Genomic DNA, 16,894 nt, shown 5'->3' on the forward strand with positions numbered 1-16,894 from the left:
GGGTTCTCCTGTTGGTGAGTGTTGGCGGGCAGGGGTCTAGCCAGCCGGAAGGTTTATTCAGCCGGGCGGTTCATTCAGGCGGTCGCAGTTCGCCGGACCCGCGGGTAATGAGCTCGGAGGGGACCACGTAGGTTTCCGGAGCGCTGTGGTCACCGTCGATCCTGGCAAGCAGGCGCTCGGCGGCCAGTTTCCCGATCCGGTCGGGATGCTGCGCGATAACGGTAACGCCCGGTTCCATCATGTCCGCCAGAGTGAAGTCGTCGAAGCCGACGAGGGCAACGCGCTTGTTCAGCCCGAGCTCCTTCAGGGCCCGCATCACGCCGAACGTCACGAGGTTCTGGCTTGAGAAAATGGCCGTGGGCGGGTCTTCGCCCTTGAAGAGCTCCAGGGTGGCAAGGCGTGCCGACTCCTCGTCGTGCAGCCCTTCGCGGACCGGAACCGAGGACGCCGGTATCCCTGCGCGGCCGAGTTCCTCGGTGAAGCCGCGGCGCCGCTCACGGGCCGTCTGGATGTCGGCGCGGTCGCCGAGGTACGCGATGCGGGTGTGGCCGTGCGAGATCAGGTGGGAGGCGGCCTTGGCGGCGCCGACAGCGTTGTCCGTCACCACCGCGTCCGCCTCGATCCCTACGGGTTCGCGGTCGATGAAGACGATGGGCAGGTCGCGGGAGTGCTCGGGAATGACATAGGCCTGGCTCTTGGCGATAGGGGTGAGCACCAGCCCGTCCACGCGCCTGCCGAGGAACGCCGTCACCAGCGCCCTCTCCCGCTCGGCGTCATCGTCCAGGCTTGCCGCGAAGACCGCGATTCCGCGGACAGCCAGGGCATCCTCCATGGCGCGGTGGATCTCGCTGCTGAACGGGTTGGCGACGCTCGGCAACAGGAGCCCGATGGAGAGTGTCTGCCGGCCGGAGCGGCGCAGGCTGCCTGCTGCCATGTCCAACTGGTAATTCAGCTGCTGCGATGCGCCAAGCACGCGCTGCCGGGTGGCTTCCGAAACGCCTGGCTCGTCGTTCATCACCCGCGACACCGTCTTAATCCCGACGCCGGCCAGCGCGGCGACGTGGCGCATGGTGGGCCGGCTCTTCGCCCCCTCGGGCTGGTAACGATTCGACATCGTTGTCATTAATCCATCCTTCATCAATGCATTTGCCTTGACTCTACCTTGTGACGTTGGTTACATGACTCCTGACAACGTTGTCAGCACGGACCAGTTTCAGCACGGACAGTTAAAGACCAGTTACACCAAATGCCCCGAAACCAGGAGATTCAATGTTGAGTTCCAAAGCCCCGCGGACATTCACCCACCGCCTGCTCGCCGCCGGTGCAGTCCTGACCCTCGGCACGCTCAGCCTCACCGCCTGCGGCGGCAGTTCCACCGCCAACTCCTCCGCCGGAGGCTCCTCCTCGGAAAAGGTCGGCGTTTCCCTGATCGTGAAGACCACGTCCAACCCCTTCTTCGTCTCCATGCAGGACGGAGCAAAGAAAGCCGCCGAGGCAGGCGGCGTCGATCTCAAGCTCGCCGCCGGCAAGGCCGACGGTGATGAGGACACCCAGATCCAGGCCATCGAAAACGCCATCTCCAAAGGCGATAAAGGCATCCTGATCACGCCCAACGGCCCGTCCGTCGTCGACGCACTGAAGAAGGCCAAGGACGCCGGCCTGTTCGTCATCGCCCTGGACACTCCGCCGGACCCTGCAGACGCCGCGGACATCACTTTCGCCACGGACAACTTCGCCGCCGGTGAGCTGATCGGCAAGTGGACGGCGGCGCAGCTGGACGGCAAGAAGGCCACCATTGCCCTCATCGACCTGTTCGACGACAAGGTGGTCTCGGTGGACTACAACCGCGACCAGGGCTTCCTCACCGGGCTCGGCATCGACACCGCGGACAAGAAGAAGAACGGCGACGAAGCCAAGACCGGCAAGTACACGGGCGGCAAGGGCGGCGACTACGAGATCGTCGGCAGCCAGGCCTCCCAGGGCGCGGAGGACGGCGGGCGCACGGCCATGGAGACCCTGCTCGCCAAGAACCCGAACATCAACGTCGTCTACACCATCAACGAGCCCGCCGCTGCAGGAGCCTTCGAGGCGCTGAAGTCCGCCGGCAAGGAAAAGGACGTCCTGGTGGTCTCGGTCGACGGCGGCTGCACCGGCGTCGACAACGTCAAGTCAGGAATCATCGGCGCCACCGCCCAGCAGTACCCGGTCAAGATGGCCGAGCTCGGAGTCAAGGCCATCGTCGACCTCGCCAAGACCGGCCAGAAGCCGTCCAACTCCGAAGGCCTGGACTTCTTCAACACTGGAGTGGAACTCGTGACGGACAAGGCCGCCGACGGCGTCAAGAGCATCACGACGTCGGACGCGTCCCAGATCTGCTGGGGCAAGTAGCCGGACATGACAGGAGCAAACATGACCCAGCAACAGACGGCCGGTCCGCCCGCCACCGGGCACGGCGACCTGGCCGAGGAATTCCTCGACCGCCAGACCACGCTCGGCCGGGTCCGCAACGTCCTCCACCGGTATCCCGCCCTCAGCCCGGCCATCGTGCTGCTCGTGGCGGTGGTGGTCTTCGGCCTCCTCAACGACCGGTTCCTGCGGTTCGAAAACCTCTCCCTGATCACCCAGCAGGTCTCCGTGGTGGGAACCTTGGCGATCGCGCAGACACTCATCATCCTCACCGCGGGAATCGACCTTTCCGTCGGTGCCGTCATGATCCTCTCATCCATGGTGGTGGCGCAGCTCGCCGTGGGCGGCGGCATTCCCGCCCCGCTCGCCCTGCTGACCGGGCTCGTGGTGGGCCTCGGAGCCGGTGCCCTCAACGGCTTCCTCGTCACCAGGTTCAAGCTTCCGCCGTTTATCGTCACCCTCGGGACGCTCAACATCTTCATCGCCGTCACGCTGCTGTACTCCGGCGGTTCCACCGTCCGCGGCTCCAGCATGCCCGGCCTGCTCACCTGGACCGGAAGCACGTTCCCCCTGGGACCGGTGCGCATCTCCACCGGGGTGGTCATGATGCTCCTGCTCTACGTCGCGGTGGCCTTCATCCTGGGCAAGACGGCCTGGGGCCGGCACGTCTACGCCGTCGGCGATGACAAAGAGGCTGCCCGCCTGGCCGGCATTCCCGTCAACCGGGTCCTCATGAGTGTCTACCTCGCCGCCGGAGCCGTCCTGGCCATGGGTGCCTGGCTTCAGATCGGCCGGACGAACGCAGCCAGCCCGAACGCCGGGGTGGACCTGAATCTCGACTCCATTACCGCCGTCGTGATTGGCGGAACCAGCCTCTTCGGCGGCCGCGGCTCCGTCTGGGGTACCCTCCTCGGCGCGCTGATCGTGGGCGTCTTCCGCAACGGCCTGTCCCTGGCCGGACTCGACGTGCTGTACCAGACCCTCGCCGTCGGCGTCCTCATCATCCTCGCTGTGTCCATCGACCAGTGGATCCGAAAGGTGAAATCATGACCGCCACTGACATGCAGCCGTCCGGCACGGCGGTGCGGCAGCCGATCCTGCAGGCCAGGAACCTCGTCAAGACCTTCGGACGCGTGGTGGGCCTGGACGGCGTCAGCCTGGACCTTTACCCGGGCGAAGTCCTGGCGGTCATCGGCGACAACGGGGCCGGCAAATCCACCCTCATCAAGTGCCTCACCGGCGCCGAGGTGCCCGACTCCGGCGAACTGAAGGTGTCCGGGCAGGCCGTGCACTTCCGGCGGCCGCAGGACGCCCGCGCCCACGGCATCGAAACCGTCTACCAGAACCTCGCGGTGTCGCCGGCGCTGGACGTCGCTTCCAACCTGTTCCTGGGCCGCGAGGAACGGCTGGCCGGCCCGCTGGGCAAGCTCTTCCGCGTCCTGGATACCAAGGGCATGCGACGCAAGGCGAAGGAGGAGCTGACCCGGCTGGGCATCTCGACACTCCAGGATGTGACCGTGCCGGTGGAGAACCTGTCCGGCGGCCAGCGCCAGGCGGTGGCCGTGGCCCGCGCCGCGGCGTTCGGCTCGAAGGTGGTGGTCCTGGACGAACCCACCGCGGCCCTCGGCGTCCGGGAATCCAACCAGGTCCTGCAGCTGGTCCGCGACCTGCGGGACAGGGGGCTGCCGGTGATCCTGATCAGCCACAACATGCCGCACGTGTTTGACGTGGCGGACCGGATCCACATTCAGCGGTTGGGCAAGTGCGCCGCCACCATCACCCCGCAGTCCCACAGCATGACCGATGCCGTGGCCATCATGACGGGCGCCGCCACCGCCTGACCACACGCAACACCCAACCCACCCCAATACCCAGCACCAACCTCCGTCCGCGGGCCGAAGCCGGTCCGCGGACGGCTCCCTGAAAGGCCCCACCGTGATCCCCATCTCCAACGCAGGCACCAGCAGTTCCGGAACCGCCAACCTCGCATCCCGGACGGCAACGGCGGAAGTCATTGTCGTCGGTGAAGCGCTGGTCGATGTCGTTGCATCCCCCGACGGAACCGTCGAGCACCCCGGCGGATCGCCGTCGAACGTTGCCTACGGGCTGGGCCTGCTCGGCATCCGGACCGCGCTCCTCACCTCCATCGGCGACGACGACCGCGGCCAGGCCATCGAGGCGCACCTGCAGCGCGCCGGCGTCGCACTCCTGCCCGGCTCCAGGACACCGGGGAGGACGGCGACGGCCACCGCCACACTGGCTGCCGACGGCTCGGCCACCTACGACTTCGACATCCGCTGGGATTTGCCGCAAGCGGCACCGGCGTCCCTTCCCAAGGTGCTCCACACCGGCTCGATCGCCACCTTTCTGGCACCGGGGGCGGCGGCGGTTAGGACCCTCCTGGAACGGGCGCACCGCGAATGCCTGGTGACCTATGACCCCAACGTGCGCCCGGCACTGCTTGGCAGCCAGGCCGAAGCCCGGACGATGTTTGAAGAGCTGGTTCCGCTCACCGACGTGGTCAAGCTGAGCGACGAGGATTCCCGCTGGCTGTACCCCGGCCGGCAGCTTGAGGATGCTGCCGCCCGGATCCTGGAGCTGGGTGCGGGACTCGCGGTGGTCACCCGCGGCTCCGAAGGGTCGCTGCTGGCCACACCGGAGCTGCAGCTGGAGGTGCCGGCCGTCCGGTCCACGGTGGCGGACACCATCGGCGCCGGCGATTCGTACATGGCGGCGCTGATCTATGGGCTGCTGGCGCGCGGATCGGACGGCCTGGCCCCGGCCGTGCTGGAAACACTGGGCCGCACTGCCTCGAAGGCAGCCGCGATCACCGTTGGCCGGCCGGGAGCCAACCCGCCCACGGTGGCCGAGCTTCTGGCCGACCTGTCCGAGGACGCGGTTGTCCTTACCGGCTCTGCGGCGGGCGCTTCCGTACACTGACTCCCATGGCATGCCGTATCAGCGAACTTGTCCTCGACTGCGCCGACCCCGAACTGCTCGCGCGGTTCTGGTGCGAGGTGCTCGGCTACGTCGAACTTGACCGGGAGGACGGTGCGATCGAGATCGGCCCGCCCGACGCCGGGTTCGGCGGCCTGCAGCCCACCATCATCCTGAGCCCCAGCAGCGATCCGCGGAGAGGAAAGCTCCCGCTGCACATCGACGTCAATCCCGTCGACCGGGACCAGGACGCCGAGCTGGAACGGCTGCTCGCGATCGGAGCCCGTCCCGCCGACGTCGGGCAGACCGGCGACGAGCAGTGGCACGTCCTGGCCGACCCTGAAGGCAACGAGTTCTGCCTCCTGCGCCGGCGGTTGGAGCCCATCCAGTCCTAGGTGCGACGGGCTGCAACAGCCGCGGCACGCCGGCACCGGGCGCTTTTCCGCCGCCCCTGCAAACCCGCTGCACCCCACAGCAGCAGGAAGGCAGCCACCAGCAGCAGACCGGCATCACCCAGGTCTATGCTGCCCAGCCAGGCAGTTACGGGGTCCTCCAGCCTAAACGCCTCATTGAAAAAGCTGCCGAGGGTTATCAGGGCAACGAAGAGTGCGGACAGGGCCGAGAGCCCGGTGATGACGGCGTTGAACCCGAGCTTCCGCAAGGGATCGTGGATGGCCGATCTGTACATCCGCATCATGGCAACGCCATTCGTCGTGTCGCACAGGGTCATGGCTGCGGTGAAAGCGAGTGGCAGGGCCAGCAGCGCGGCGGGCGAAACGCCCACCAGGGAAGCCGCCGTCGTCATCATCAGGAGTCCGATGGTGGTGGCCGTATCAAAACCGAGCCCGAACAGGAACCCGATCACGTACACGTTCCTGGGCCGACGCACTTTTGACAGAGGCCGGGCCATAAGGCGGGCTATAAAGCCCTTGGCTTCGAGCTCGCCGGGCAGCACTGTTCCGCCGCCGCGGACCCTGCGGTAGGACCTGGCGGCACTGAGAAACGCCGAGCCGTTGAAGATCCCCATGGTTAGCAGGAAGAGGCCGGATGCGCCGCTGCCGATCAGCCCCAGGGCAAGGTTGCCTGTGCTGCCCTCGGTCATGAACCTCCCCGCCAGCGACACTCCCGAAACCACCAGGGCACCGGCCAGGATCACCACGGAACTGTGCCCCAGGCTGAAGGCGAATCCCACGCTTATGGGATCCTGCCGCTGGGCTACGAACTTGCGGGTGGAGTTGTCGATTGCGGCGATGTGGTCCCAGTCGTAGCTGTGCTTGATCCCGGCCAGGTAGGCCGTGAGCACGAGCCCGGACGCCAGCGGCTGCCCCGATGCTGCGGTGCCGGCAACCAGGAGCACGGCGGCGGCAAGGTGCAGCAGGCCCACCGCAGTGAACGTGGCCAGCAGGCGCGTCCGGAGCGGCAACTGCTCACGCTCGCGGTACATGGCGGCGACCTGGGTCAGGGCACGCATCAGTACTTCCTCAGGTTCAGGGGCGCCTGGCTGTACCAGCGCTGACGGAGAAGGTTGCCGCAGCCACCCAACAGGGCATTGAGTTTCTCGGTGCTATGGGACAGGGACCGGAGCACCAGCGCTGTGATGCCGTCCATTGTGGCACCGAGCGAAACCCCCGTGTAGGCGTCGAACCCTGCCGCCAGCCGGTGCAGTTCGTCAGCGAGCGCCTGGTCCACGCGGGCATCCACCACCACCAGCGAACCAAGGTGGCTGTAGCCTTCCATGAAGCCCGTGCCGGTGACGTCATCGAGCGGCGGGCGGACCAGCAGGTTGTCCAGGGCGAGCAGCCTGGTTCCCCCGTTTGCCTCGACGTGGATCTCGTTGCGGAGCCGCAACTCCTCGTACCGGAAGGAGCCCCCGTCGGGGGACCACCCCGGGGTGATGACCTCTGCCATTACCAGGCTCGACGTCGGGCGCACCGTGATGTGGGTGTTCTGCCGGTAACTCGCCTCCCGGTAGGCGATGACCTGGTCCGGCACCAGCTCCAGCCGGGACCCCTCGCCGAGCCGGACGGCCATCCGCTGCTCCGCGAATGAACCCGGAGTGCGGTAGATCTTCGTGGCGGACTGCGTGGTGAGCAGCAGGTCGGCCCCGTCCCCCACCTCCACATCCATCAGGTAGCGATCGGCTCCAAGGTAGGCGCCGCCCGGATTCACCACGACGTAGCAGACCTGCCCAGACTCGTCCAAGTAGTGAGGCCGCAAAACCCGCAGGGCGCCCCGGTGAAACTGATGCGCCGCAAAGGACCGGCCGGCACGCTCGGCGATGCGCAAAGCGAGTTCCCCCATTGGTGCCGGGCCCGCGGAGGCGGCGCGGCCGGCCGGTGACACTCTCGCCGTCGTGGTCATTCGGCCAGGTCGAGCATCAGGACGTCACGCCTTATCCAGTTGATGACGTGCTCGAGGCCTTCGTCGGTTTTGAGGTTGGTGAAGCAGAAGGGTTTGGTGCCGCGGAATTCCTTGGAGTCGCGTTCCATGATGGCGAGGTCGGCGCCCACATGCGGGGCGAGGTCTGTCTTGTTGATGATGAAGAGGTCGGACTTGATCATGCCCTGGCCGGCCTTGCGCGGGATCTTCTCCCCTTGGGCGACGTCGATGATGTAGATCGAGAAGTCGACCAGCTCGGGGCTGAAGGTGGCGGAGAGGTTGTCGCCGCCGGATTCCACGAAGATCACCTGCAGGTCCGGGTGCCGCTGCCTGAGCTCCTCGATGGCTGCCGTGTTCATGGACGTGTCTTCGCGGATGGCGGTGTGCGGGCAGCCGCCGGTTTCGACGCCGATGATGCGGTCCTCGGGCAGGGTGCCATTGGCGGCCAAAATTTTGGCGTCCTCGATCGTGTAGATGTCGTTGGTGATCGCGGCCATGGAGATCTCTGCGCTCATGTGGCGCGTGAGCCGCTCCACGAGTTGGGTTTTGCCGGCGCCGACCGGGCCGCCGATGCCGATCTTGATGGGTTCAGTCATCTTGTCCTCCTAAGTCAAAAGCACAGTTAGCTCATGAACATGCGGGCACGCTGGCGCTCATGCCTCATCTGCGAGATTTCCAGTCCGGGGCTGACCGCCCCGAAGTCGTCCGGCGCCAGGCGGGCGGCCCGCTCGACGGCGGCAGCAACGCCGTCGTGCGCTTTCCGCAGCACCCGCTGGCCCGCGGACTGCCCAAGCGGGATGGCCCGCACCGCATTTTGCGTCAGTGAAGTGACGGTCGCGAACAGATAGGCGGCAATCGCCTCAGCCGGCGGAACCCCCAGGGAACGGGCGACGACGGCGAAAGCCAGCGGCTGATGGCCGACGGCCCGGCCCGCGCTCACCAGCGCCCGGTACTCCGCCAGCTCCGGCGACGGAAACACCTCCACCCCGATTTCGATCAGCCGGTTGCCCATCTTGACGCTGGCCTCCCGCACCTGGCGCGGCAAAAGCTGCGCGGTCAGCAACCCATCCAGTTCAGCAACAGGAACGCCCTCGTACACGAACCGCATGGCCAACGCATCGGAATAGGTCAGCTGCTGCGAGAGAAACGCCCGCAGCCACCTCGCAAAAGACTCCTCATCGCGCACGAGCCCCCGCTCAATGTAGGTCTCAAACCCAAGCGAGTGGGCAAACGCCCCGGTAGGAAGCGCGGAATCAGTCAACTGCCGCAGCGCCAGCTGGTAACGGGGCACATCCGCCGGAGCCGGAACCGGCTCGAGGGAGTCAGTGCGTGTGTTCGGCATGGCGGAAAGGCACTGGCATCACGCGTTCCTGGCGGTCGTAGGGTGCTCCGACGTGTTTGAGATAGTCCTCGACAGTGTGGTCGTACTGGCACACCATGACCTCGGCACCGTATTCGGACGACGCTTCGAAAAACTGTGCCTGCAGGTGCCGGTTGCCGAGGGAATGCGCCACGATGCCCATTTCATGGATGGTCCGGGGTGCGATCACCAGAACGTCGGTGGGCAGCACGGAAATGACGATCACGTTGGTATCGGCCACGTGCAGCACGTCGCCGTCACGAAGTTCCGGCGAGCCGGCAGGAAGCCTGATGCCGATTTCCTTGCCGTGATCGGTGGTGACGCGCTGGATGCGCTTGACCAACTGGGTGCTCGGCAGCACCACCTTTTCACGGTGCATGCCGAAGTAGGAGTCCGCAGGCTCGTCGTGCAGGTTGCCGAGGATCTTGTCGATGATCACGTGAAGCTCCTAGAAGAGGAAGTACCGCTGCGCCATGGGCAGCACGTCCGACGGTTCGCAGGTGACCTCGTCCCCGTCCACCGTCACCCTGTACGTTTCCGGATCCACCTGGATGTCGGGCGTGGCGTCGTTGAACTTCAGGTCCGCCTTGGCCAGGGTGCGGATGCCTGAGACCGGCCGGATGATCTTCTCCAGCCCCAGCTCCCCGGGCACGCCCGCGTCGATCGCGGCCTGGGACAGGAAGGTGATGGACGACTTCTGCAGCGCCCTGCCGTGGGTGGCGAACATGGGCCGCATGGTGCGCGGCTGGGGCGTGGGGATGGAGGCATTCGCGTCGCCCATCAGGGCGTAGGCGATCTGGCCTCCCTTGAGGACCAGCTCGGGCTTCACGCCGAAGAACGCCGGATCCCAGAGCACCAGGTCCGCGAACTTGCCCTCCTCCACCGAGCCGATGGCATCAGCCATGCCCTGGGCGATGGCCGGGTTGATGGTGTACTTGGCCACGTAGCGCTTCAGCCGGAAGTTGTCGCTGTCTGCGCTTCCGTGGACTGCACCGGTCGGGTCCTTGAGGACTCCCCGCTGCTTCTTCATCTTGTCTGCCACCTGCCAGGTGCGCGTAATTACCTCGCCCACGCGTCCCATGGCCTGGGAGTCAGACGACGTGATGGCGAAAATGCCGAGGTCCTGCAGGACGTCCTCCGCGGCGATGGTCTCGGCACGGATGCGGGAATCGGCGAACGCCACATCCTCAGGGATGTCCGGATTGAGGTGGTGGCACACCATGAGCATGTCCAGGTGCTCTTCGATGGTGTTGCGGGTGTAGGGCAAAGTGGGGTTGGTGGAGGCCGGAAGCACGTTCGGCAGGCCGGCAATCCTGATGATGTCCGGAGCGTGCCCGCCCCCTGCGCCCTCTGTGTGGAACGTGTGGATGACGCGGCCGCCGATGGCCCGGATCGTGTCCTCAACGAAGCCGCATTCGTTCAGCGTGTCCGTGTGGATGGCCACCTGCACGTCATATTGGTCCGCCACCTTCAGCGAGGTGTCGATTGAGGACGTGGTGGAACCCCAGTCCTCGTGGACCTTCAGGCCCACCGCGCCTGCCCGGACCTGCTCGGCCAGCGGCTCGACGGCGGAAGCGTGCCCCTTGCCCAGCAGCCCGATATTGACGGGAAGCCCCTCTGCTGCCTGCAGCATGCGCTGGATGTGCCATTTTCCAGGGGTGACTGTGGTGGCCTTGGTGCCTTCAGCGGGCCCGGTCCCGCCGCCGACCATGGTGGTGACGCCGCTGCAGAGGGCAGTGGCCACCTGGCCTGCGGAAATGAAGTGGATGTGGCTGTCCACTCCACCGGCGGTGAGGATCTTGCGTTCCCCCGCAATGATTTCGGTGCTGGCGCCGATGACGATGTCCACGCCGTCGGAGATCTGCGGGTTGCCGGCCTTGCCGATCCTGAAGATGTGGCCGTCCTTCAGCGCGACGTCGGCCTTGTAGATGCCGGTGTAGTCGAGCACCACAACGTTGGTGATGACCGTATCCGGAACGTCCTCATCCCGCGTGGCCTGGCCGTTCTGGCCCATGCCGTCCCGGATGACCTTGCCGCCGCCGAACACCACTTCCTCGCCGTAATTGGTGAGGTCATTCTCGATTTCGAGGAACAGCCCGGTGTCCGCCAGGCGGATGGCGTCGCCCGTCGTCGGGCCGTAAAGGTCCGCGTACTGCCTGCGGGACAATTCGAAGCTCATCGCGCACTCCCGTCCTGGTCACCGGTGCCGCTGCCGTCGTCGAGGCGGCCGTTCACGGCGTTGCTGAGTCCGTGGACCTCACGGCTCCCGGCCAGCCTGACCAGCCGGACGGTCTTGCTGTCGCCCGGTTCGAACCGTGCGGCGGTTCCCGCGGGGATGTCCAGGCGGCGCCCGTAAGCGGCGTCGCGGTCGAATTCCAGCGCCGGGTTCGCCTCCGCGAAGTGGTAGTGCGAGCCCACCTGGACCGGCCGGTCGCCGGTGTTAAGGACGACGACGTCGATCGCCTCCCGGCCACGGTTGATGACCAGCGGTTCAGGACGCAGGACATACTCTCCGGGAATCATGGCCTCCCCTATCGGATGGGATTGTGGACGGTGACCAGCTTGGTGCCATCCGGAAAGGTGGCCTCGATCTGGACCTCGTGGATCATCTCCGGCACGCCCTCCATGACGTCGTCGCGGGCGAGCAGCGTGGTGCCGTAGCTCATGAGTTCGGCCACGGTGCGGCCGTCCCGGGCCCCCTCGATCAGCTCATAGCTGATGATCGCAACGGCTTCGGGGTAGTTCAGTTTGAGTCCGCGTGTCTGGCGCCTGCGGGCGAGGTCGGCAGCGACCACGATCATGAGCTTCTCCTGCTCACGGGGCAGCAAATGCATGGGGATCCCTTCAATGGCCTGCGGGACGGCGTGGGACCCAGACTAAGCCCCATTCGTTTCAGCCACGTTTCGGGAGTGTCAGGTCAGGCTCAGCGGCCGCCGCTGGCTGCGTCCCTGATTCGGGCGAGGATTTCGTCGCTCGACTGAACGGGCTGCCGGTACGTGGTGGACAGGATGCGCAGCATGTCCGCGGCGTCCTGGTTGTCCTCCGAGGCCATGGCGTCCTCCGCGTACGTAACCCGGATGTTGTGGGCGAAGGCGTCCGCAGCCGTCTGGGCGATGCAGTTGTGCGTGGAGACGCCGGCCAGCACCACTTCATCGGCGCCCCAGTTCCGCAGCCGGGACAGCAGGTCGGTGCCCACAAAGGCGCTGTCCCGCGTCTTGCTCAGCTGCGGCAGGCCGTCGGTGGCGAGGCCCGGCACAGCCTCCGCTTGCTTGCTCCCGCGGAAAATGAAGCCCTGGTCGTCGTCCAGCATGCTCAGCGTCCAGGTGGACTTGTCCCGCTCGTGCTCGGTGCCGACCAGCAGCGCCTTGTGCCCCGAGGCGGTGAACCCTTCCAGGAGCCTGTTGCAGGAGCTGACCACCCGCTCCTGCTGTTCTGCCAGTTCCGGCGCTTCGAAGAACGCATTCTGCATGTCGATAATGAGCAGGGCAATCATGAGTCACCTTTCCTTCCGCTGCCGGTTCTGGTGAGGTACCCGTCCGTGCACCCTGCGAAACCCGCACCGTTAAACGGTGGCCGCAGGCCTAAGGGGCGGAAGCACGGATCCGCAGCTCGAATTGCGCTTCCATATGCACACCACCGGAAGTCTTCTCGGTCCCCTCGATGCGGTCGATCAGCAGCTGCACCGACCGCTCGGCGATCTCGTCCATGCCCGGCGCAACCGTTGTCAGCGACGGTGACGAGAACCGCGCCTCATCAATATCATCGAACCCGGCCACGGCTGCATCCTCGGGAACCCTGATCCCCCGGATCAGCAGCTCATGCAGCGCGCCAAGAGCCAGCGCGTCGTTCAATCCGAAGACAGCGTCGAACGGCTGGCCGCCCTCGAGCAGGCGCCCCACTGCCGACGCGCCACCGTCACGGCGCCAGTCCGCGGGCACAATCAGGGCCGGATCAAAGTCGACGCCGGCCTCGGCCAATGCCTCCCGGTACCCGGCCAGCCGAAGGCCGGGCGAACCGAAACTGTCCGCGGGTGCGGCACCGATAACGGCAATACGACGGCGGCCTCCCGCCAGCAGGTGGGCTGTCATGGCCTTGGCCGCGCCCACGTTCTTCATGGTGACGAGGTCGAACCGCGGGTCGTCGATATGCTCGCCGAGCATCACGAGAGGTTTGGTTCCGCGCCGTGCTGCCGCCACAGCGTCCGCGTCGAGCACCAAAGGGGTGAACAGGAGCCCGTCCGTCAGCTGGCTCAGGGATCCGTGCAGGGCGCTGAGCTCGTTGGCCCGGGTCGCCGAGGACTGCTCCACCAGAACCCGGTAGTCCCGGGCCGCGGCCGCGGTCATGAGCTTGGAAGCAAGCTCTGCGTAGTACGGCACGGAAAGGTCGGACACCACCAGGCCCAGCATGCGGGACTTTCCGGAACGCAGGCTCCGGGCGGTCAGGTTGGCCTCATAGCCAAGCTCGGAGATGGCCTCGAGCACTTTCTGCCGGGTAGCCGGCCTGATGAACTCATAGTTGTTGAGCACATTCGACACGGTTTTCAGAGAGACTCCGGCCGCACGGGCAACATCGTTCATTGTCACGGCCATGCAAGGCACCTTTCGCGGCAGACCATCGTTCTCGCAAACATCTTTCGATACATCGTTGCAGACTGCTGGCCGGCCCGCCCGCCAAGAATTTCCCAAGGTGCGTCCCCGAACCTTTCTGCAAGGTCTCTTGGCTCTGGGGTTAGGCGACGGCACCTGGTCCCAGCGATAACCGGCGGTGTCCAGATAAGCGGCGGCCACCGGCGGGACCGGTCCGGAAGCGGTGGCCGCGCGGTGCCACCAGCCGGGGCGGCCACCAGGTGACGCGGCAGGACAGGTGGGGAAAATTGCGGCGGAAGGGGGCCGAATTGTTGCAGGGCGCAGGGGGGTCGATCGAGGGATTATCCCCGACGGAACGGCAGTTTGCTCTTGTGGTTTCCCACCATGCCCGCACTGCCCACCGGGGATCCGTTTCCCGGTGGGCAGACGGGGGTCTCGAAGCGGTTGGCGGCGCGGAGGGCCGGGGATCCGGCCTGGAGTTCGTAGCCCGTCTCGGCTCGGGACCCGTCCGCATTACTTCCGAGGTTATTGCGGGCGTGGACGGCGTGGCCGGGGCGGTCGTGCTCTCCACCTGCAACCGGTTCGAGGTGTACTGCGACGTCGCTCCGGGCGCGGATCCGGAAAGCGCCAGGAAGCGGGTACTCGCTGTCATCAGCACCTGCTCAGGTGTTTCCCCGGCCGAGCTCGGCCGGGCACTTCGCTGTCTGTCGGGCACCGCCATGGCCGAGCATCTCTTCGCGGTGGGCGCCGGCCTTGACTCGGCAGTGGTGGGCGAACGGGAAATTGCCGGGCAGCTTCGCCGCTCGCTTGCCTCCGCCCAGGACGCCAAAGCGGCCAGCAGCCCCCTGGTCCGGCTCTTCCAGGCAGCCTCCCGCACCGCCCGCGAGGTCGGATCATTGACGTCCCTGGGTGAGGCCGGCCGCTCCATGGTGTCCGTTGCGCTGGACCTTACCCTGTCCACGCTCGGACGCAAGGACCTTTCCGGCCTGTCCGTGGTGGTCATCGGCACCGGCGCCTACGCCGGTTCCACCCTGGCGCTCCTGGCGGCCAGGGCGTGCCCGGCGGTGTCTGTTTTTTCCTGGTCCGGACGGGCTGAGGCTTTTGCATCGGCACGGGGCGCCACCGCCCTGTACTCCGAGGACCTGCCGGACGCCATCCGCGGCGCGGATGTGGTGATCGGCTGCAGCGGCCGGGGACCACGGCTCAGCTCCCGCGACTTCCGGTCCTTCCGGCGGGACACCGCCGGCCCGCTCGCCGTCGTCGACCTCGCTTTAAGCCGCGACTTTCAGCGCGATGTGGGCGAACTGCCCGGGCTGGACCTCATCACGCTGGAGCATGTGCTGCTGGCTTCGCCGCCTGAACAGACGGCTGTGGTCCGCCAGGCGCGTGAGCTTGTCCGGCTGGCCGCTGCGAGGTTCGAGGAGGAAAGGCAGGCGCGGCTTCTGGATCCGGCGATCGTAGCGCTGCGTGACCACATGCAGTCGGTCCTGGCGGGCGAAGTGGCGCGGGTGAAGAACCAGCACGGCTGCACGGCCACGGCAGAAGCGGTGGAATTCGCCCTGCGGCGGGTGGTGCGCCAGCTCCTGCACGTGCCCACCACGAGGGCACGTGAGCTGGCCGCGGGCGGCCGGCATGAGGAGTACACCGCCGCCCTTGAGGCGCTGTTCGGGCTGCAGGTGCAACCCGGTGCTAACGAACCCAGTGCGAACGAACCCGGTGCGAACGAACCCGGCGCGAGCGAGACCAGGAGCCGGCAGGGCTGCCCGGAACGGAAGTGCCAAGAGGCAACGGGCCCTGAGGCCAGCCTCCCAGCCGCGAGCTAAGCCCCGGGCGGCTCGTCTGGGCTGCGAATACTGCGGGCCAAATTTCCTCTGGCAGCGGCTCCTTGGGAGGACTACGTTTGAACCAGCCTTCCAAGCACTCCCCGCCTGCCGGCACAGAGAGGAAGTCCCATGGCACCCCGGCCAACCGCTTCCCACCACGCTTACAAATCCCGGTGCCTTGTGGCCTCGGCGCTGCTGGCGCTCGCAGCAGCCGGGTGCACGGCGCCGGGGCAAAGCACAGTGCCCGGGCCGGGCACGACACCCGGTGAATCCACGGCCCCCGGACAAACCACAGCGGACGGCAGCGCCCGCGGCACGCCGCAGTCAGGTCAGCGTTCACAGGGCGGGGCCGCTAAGGGAGGGGCAGGCCTGGCTCTCCCGCAGGCAGCAGCGGACATCCCCACGATCGTCAGCAACGTCCAGCCTTCAGTGGTGACCATCTTTACCAGGGACGGAGGCCTGGGCAGCGGCGTCGTTTACTCGGAGGACGGCCTGATCCTCACCAATGAGCACGTGGTGCGCGGTAACACCGGCGTGGAAGTGGCCTTTGCCGACGGCAGGCGCGTTGCCGGCACCGTCCGCGCCACGGACCCAATCTCCGATCTGGCACTCGTGGAGGCAAAACGGACGGGACTGCCGGCCGCCAAGTTCCAGTCGGACCTTCCGCGGATCGGTGAACTGGCCGTGGTCATCGGGTCACCGCTTGGATTTGAGAACACCGCGACGGCAGGCATCATCTCCGGCCTGCACCGCGAAATTCCCGGCTCTGCCTCAAGCAGCCAGTCGCTGGTGGACCTGATCCAGACCGACGCCGCAATAAGTCCGGGCAATTCGGGCGGCGCCGTGGTCAACAGCAGAAGCGAGGTGATAGGCATCAGCGAGGCCTACATCCCTCCGTCCGCTGGTGCAGTCGCCCTCGGCTTTGCCATTCCGGCCGCCACTGCGGTCAAGGTGGCAGACCAGCTGCGGGAGGACGGTACGGCGGACCATGCCTTCATCGGGCTGTCGCTCGGCGAAATCACCCAGCAGATCGCCGACCAGTTGGGACTTCCGGACACCCGCGGGGCGCTCGCACTATCCGTTCCGGACGGCGGCCCGGCGGCAAAAGCCGGCATCCGGCCAGGCGATGTGCTCGTCAGGCTCGACGGCGACGAACTGGCGTCGCCGGAGAGCCTGCTCGCCGCGCTCCGCAGCAAGAGCCCGGGGCAGACCGTCACAGTGGAGTACCGCAGGGGTACGGAGACGCAGGAAACCAAGGTGGAGCTCACTGCCCGGCCGGCGCCCTAGGTGGATCCGGCTCCCTGTCCCGAACAGTGCACGGTCCCGGACAGTGCACGGTCCCGGACAGTGCGTGGGCGGATATAAAAAGTCCCCGGATTCCTGTTGCCAGGAAGCCGGGGACT

The 16,894-nt window shown here is 66.6% G+C and carries 18 protein-coding genes; 7 read left to right on the plus strand and 11 right to left on the minus strand.

Annotated features, from left to right (window positions below):
* Positions 1-70: 70 nt before the first annotated feature.
* Positions 71-1,069: a LacI family DNA-binding transcriptional regulator gene (locus BWQ92_RS08460; RefSeq protein ID WP_076799117.1), complete on the minus strand. Its 999-nt coding sequence runs from the start codon at positions 1,067-1,069 to the stop codon at positions 71-73.
* A gap of 200 nt (positions 1,070-1,269) precedes the next feature.
* Between BWQ92_RS08460 and BWQ92_RS08465 the strand changes: the two genes are divergently transcribed.
* From BWQ92_RS08465 to BWQ92_RS08485, 5 genes are all read left to right on the plus strand, one after another.
* The gene (locus BWQ92_RS08465; protein WP_076799118.1) at positions 1,270-2,388 is read left to right on the plus strand and encodes a substrate-binding domain-containing protein; all 1,119 of its coding nucleotides are present in this window, start codon (positions 1,270-1,272) and stop codon (positions 2,386-2,388) included.
* 21 nt (positions 2,389-2,409) lie between these two features.
* Positions 2,410-3,456, plus strand: a complete 1,047-nt coding sequence (locus BWQ92_RS08470; RefSeq protein WP_076799119.1) for an ABC transporter permease — start codon at positions 2,410-2,412, stop codon at positions 3,454-3,456.
* Positions 3,453-4,247 (plus strand): ATP-binding cassette domain-containing protein, encoded by a 795-nt coding sequence (locus BWQ92_RS08475; protein WP_076799120.1) that lies wholly within the window; start codon positions 3,453-3,455, stop codon positions 4,245-4,247. The genes BWQ92_RS08470 and BWQ92_RS08475 overlap by 4 nt, the downstream gene beginning before the upstream one ends.
* Positions 4,248-4,341: 94 nt before the next feature.
* Positions 4,342-5,346 (plus strand): carbohydrate kinase family protein, encoded by a 1,005-nt coding sequence (locus BWQ92_RS08480; RefSeq protein ID WP_083706252.1) that lies wholly within the window; start codon positions 4,342-4,344, stop codon positions 5,344-5,346.
* A 5-nt stretch (positions 5,347-5,351) separates the two neighbouring features.
* Positions 5,352-5,738, plus strand: a complete 387-nt coding sequence (locus BWQ92_RS08485; RefSeq protein WP_076799121.1) for a VOC family protein — start codon at positions 5,352-5,354, stop codon at positions 5,736-5,738.
* Here the strand turns inward: BWQ92_RS08485 and BWQ92_RS08490 are convergent.
* The 10 genes from BWQ92_RS08490 to BWQ92_RS08535 all read right to left on the minus strand — a co-directional run bounded on the left by BWQ92_RS08490 (position 5,735) and on the right by BWQ92_RS08535 (position 13,671).
* Positions 5,735-6,814 (minus strand): HoxN/HupN/NixA family nickel/cobalt transporter, encoded by a 1,080-nt coding sequence (locus tag BWQ92_RS08490; RefSeq protein WP_076799122.1) that lies wholly within the window; start codon positions 6,812-6,814, stop codon positions 5,735-5,737. The genes BWQ92_RS08485 and BWQ92_RS08490 overlap by 4 nt on opposite strands.
* The gene (locus BWQ92_RS08495; RefSeq protein WP_157365283.1) at positions 6,814-7,644 is read right to left on the minus strand and encodes an urease accessory protein UreD; all 831 of its coding nucleotides are present in this window, start codon (positions 7,642-7,644) and stop codon (positions 6,814-6,816) included. Before BWQ92_RS08495 ends, BWQ92_RS08490 begins: the two co-directional genes overlap by 1 nt.
* 56 nt (positions 7,645-7,700) lie before the next feature.
* Entirely contained in the window at positions 7,701-8,318 is a 618-nt protein-coding gene (ureG, locus tag BWQ92_RS08500) for an urease accessory protein UreG (protein ID WP_076799124.1), read from the minus strand.
* A gap of 26 nt (positions 8,319-8,344) precedes the next feature.
* On the minus strand, positions 8,345-9,064 hold the full coding sequence (locus BWQ92_RS08505) for an urease accessory protein UreF (protein ID WP_076799125.1): 720 nt from the start codon (positions 9,062-9,064) through the stop codon (positions 8,345-8,347).
* Entirely contained in the window at positions 9,045-9,521 is a 477-nt protein-coding gene (gene ureE, locus BWQ92_RS08510) for an urease accessory protein UreE (protein WP_076799126.1), read from the minus strand. Before ureE ends, BWQ92_RS08505 begins: the two co-directional genes overlap by 20 nt.
* Before the next feature lie 9 nt (positions 9,522-9,530).
* The gene (ureC, locus tag BWQ92_RS08515; RefSeq protein WP_076799127.1) at positions 9,531-11,261 is read right to left on the minus strand and encodes an urease subunit alpha; all 1,731 of its coding nucleotides are present in this window, start codon (positions 11,259-11,261) and stop codon (positions 9,531-9,533) included.
* Positions 11,258-11,605, minus strand: a complete 348-nt coding sequence (locus tag BWQ92_RS08520) for an urease subunit beta (protein WP_076799128.1) — start codon at positions 11,603-11,605, stop codon at positions 11,258-11,260. The genes ureC and BWQ92_RS08520 overlap by 4 nt, the downstream gene beginning before the upstream one ends.
* Before the next feature lie 8 nt (positions 11,606-11,613).
* The gene (locus BWQ92_RS08525) at positions 11,614-11,916 is read right to left on the minus strand and encodes an urease subunit gamma (protein ID WP_076799129.1); all 303 of its coding nucleotides are present in this window, start codon (positions 11,914-11,916) and stop codon (positions 11,614-11,616) included.
* Positions 11,917-12,005: 89 nt separating this feature from the next.
* Positions 12,006-12,575: a cysteine hydrolase family protein gene (locus BWQ92_RS08530; protein ID WP_076799130.1), complete on the minus strand. Its 570-nt coding sequence runs from the start codon at positions 12,573-12,575 to the stop codon at positions 12,006-12,008.
* 88 nt (positions 12,576-12,663) lie between these two features.
* Positions 12,664-13,671 (minus strand): LacI family DNA-binding transcriptional regulator, encoded by a 1,008-nt coding sequence (locus BWQ92_RS08535; protein WP_076799131.1) that lies wholly within the window; start codon positions 13,669-13,671, stop codon positions 12,664-12,666.
* Positions 13,672-14,141: 470 nt separating this feature from the next.
* Between BWQ92_RS08535 and BWQ92_RS08540 the strand changes: the two genes are divergently transcribed.
* Together BWQ92_RS08540 and BWQ92_RS08545 are read left to right on the plus strand one after the other, a co-directional pair.
* Positions 14,142-15,491 carry a glutamyl-tRNA reductase gene (locus tag BWQ92_RS08540; RefSeq protein WP_442856764.1) on the plus strand — a complete coding sequence of 450 codons (1,350 nt, stop codon included), beginning with the start codon at positions 14,142-14,144 and terminating at the stop codon, positions 15,489-15,491.
* A 129-nt stretch (positions 15,492-15,620) separates the two neighbouring features.
* Positions 15,621-16,778 carry a S1C family serine protease gene (locus BWQ92_RS08545; protein ID WP_076799132.1) on the plus strand — a complete coding sequence of 386 codons (1,158 nt, stop codon included), beginning with the start codon at positions 15,621-15,623 and terminating at the stop codon, positions 16,776-16,778.
* The last annotated feature ends 116 nt before the right edge of the window (positions 16,779-16,894 follow it).

The organism is Arthrobacter sp. QXT-31 (genome assembly GCF_001969265.1).
Classification (GTDB): Bacteria; Actinomycetota; Actinomycetes; order Actinomycetales; family Micrococcaceae; genus Arthrobacter.

What these genes read in the sequence shown, in the direction of transcription:
- BWQ92_RS08485 (WP_076799121.1), top strand. Translation starts at nt 5,352, where the DNA reads ATGGCATGCCGTATCAGCGAACTTGTCCTCGACTGCGCCGACCCCGAA.
- BWQ92_RS08530 (WP_076799130.1), bottom strand. Translation starts at nt 12,575, where the DNA reads ATGATTGCCCTGCTCATTATCGACATGCAGAATGCGTTCTTCGAAGCG.
- BWQ92_RS08490 (WP_076799122.1), bottom strand. Translation starts at nt 6,814, where the DNA reads ATGCGTGCCCTGACCCAGGTCGCCGCCATGTACCGCGAGCGTGAGCAG.
- BWQ92_RS08525 (WP_076799129.1), bottom strand. Translation starts at nt 11,916, where the DNA reads ATGCATTTGCTGCCCCGTGAGCAGGAGAAGCTCATGATCGTGGTCGCT.
- BWQ92_RS08545 (WP_076799132.1), top strand. Translation starts at nt 15,621, where the DNA reads ATGGCACCCCGGCCAACCGCTTCCCACCACGCTTACAAATCCCGGTGC.
- BWQ92_RS08505 (WP_076799125.1), bottom strand. Translation starts at nt 9,064, where the DNA reads ATGCCGAACACACGCACTGACTCCCTCGAGCCGGTTCCGGCTCCGGCG.
- BWQ92_RS08535 (WP_076799131.1), bottom strand. Translation starts at nt 13,671, where the DNA reads ATGGCCGTGACAATGAACGATGTTGCCCGTGCGGCCGGAGTCTCTCTG.
- BWQ92_RS08470 (WP_076799119.1), top strand. Translation starts at nt 2,410, where the DNA reads ATGACCCAGCAACAGACGGCCGGTCCGCCCGCCACCGGGCACGGCGAC.
- BWQ92_RS08495 (WP_157365283.1), bottom strand. Translation starts at nt 7,644, where the DNA reads ATGGGGGAACTCGCTTTGCGCATCGCCGAGCGTGCCGGCCGGTCCTTT.
- ureG (WP_076799124.1), bottom strand. Translation starts at nt 8,318, where the DNA reads ATGACTGAACCCATCAAGATCGGCATCGGCGGCCCGGTCGGCGCCGGC.
- BWQ92_RS08475 (WP_076799120.1), top strand. Translation starts at nt 3,453, where the DNA reads ATGACCGCCACTGACATGCAGCCGTCCGGCACGGCGGTGCGGCAGCCG.
- BWQ92_RS08460 (WP_076799117.1), bottom strand. Translation starts at nt 1,069, where the DNA reads ATGCGCCACGTCGCCGCGCTGGCCGGCGTCGGGATTAAGACGGTGTCG.
- BWQ92_RS08520 (WP_076799128.1), bottom strand. Translation starts at nt 11,605, where the DNA reads ATGATTCCCGGAGAGTATGTCCTGCGTCCTGAACCGCTGGTCATCAAC.
- ureC (WP_076799127.1), bottom strand. Translation starts at nt 11,261, where the DNA reads ATGAGCTTCGAATTGTCCCGCAGGCAGTACGCGGACCTTTACGGCCCG.
- BWQ92_RS08465 (WP_076799118.1), top strand. Translation starts at nt 1,270, where the DNA reads ATGTTGAGTTCCAAAGCCCCGCGGACATTCACCCACCGCCTGCTCGCC.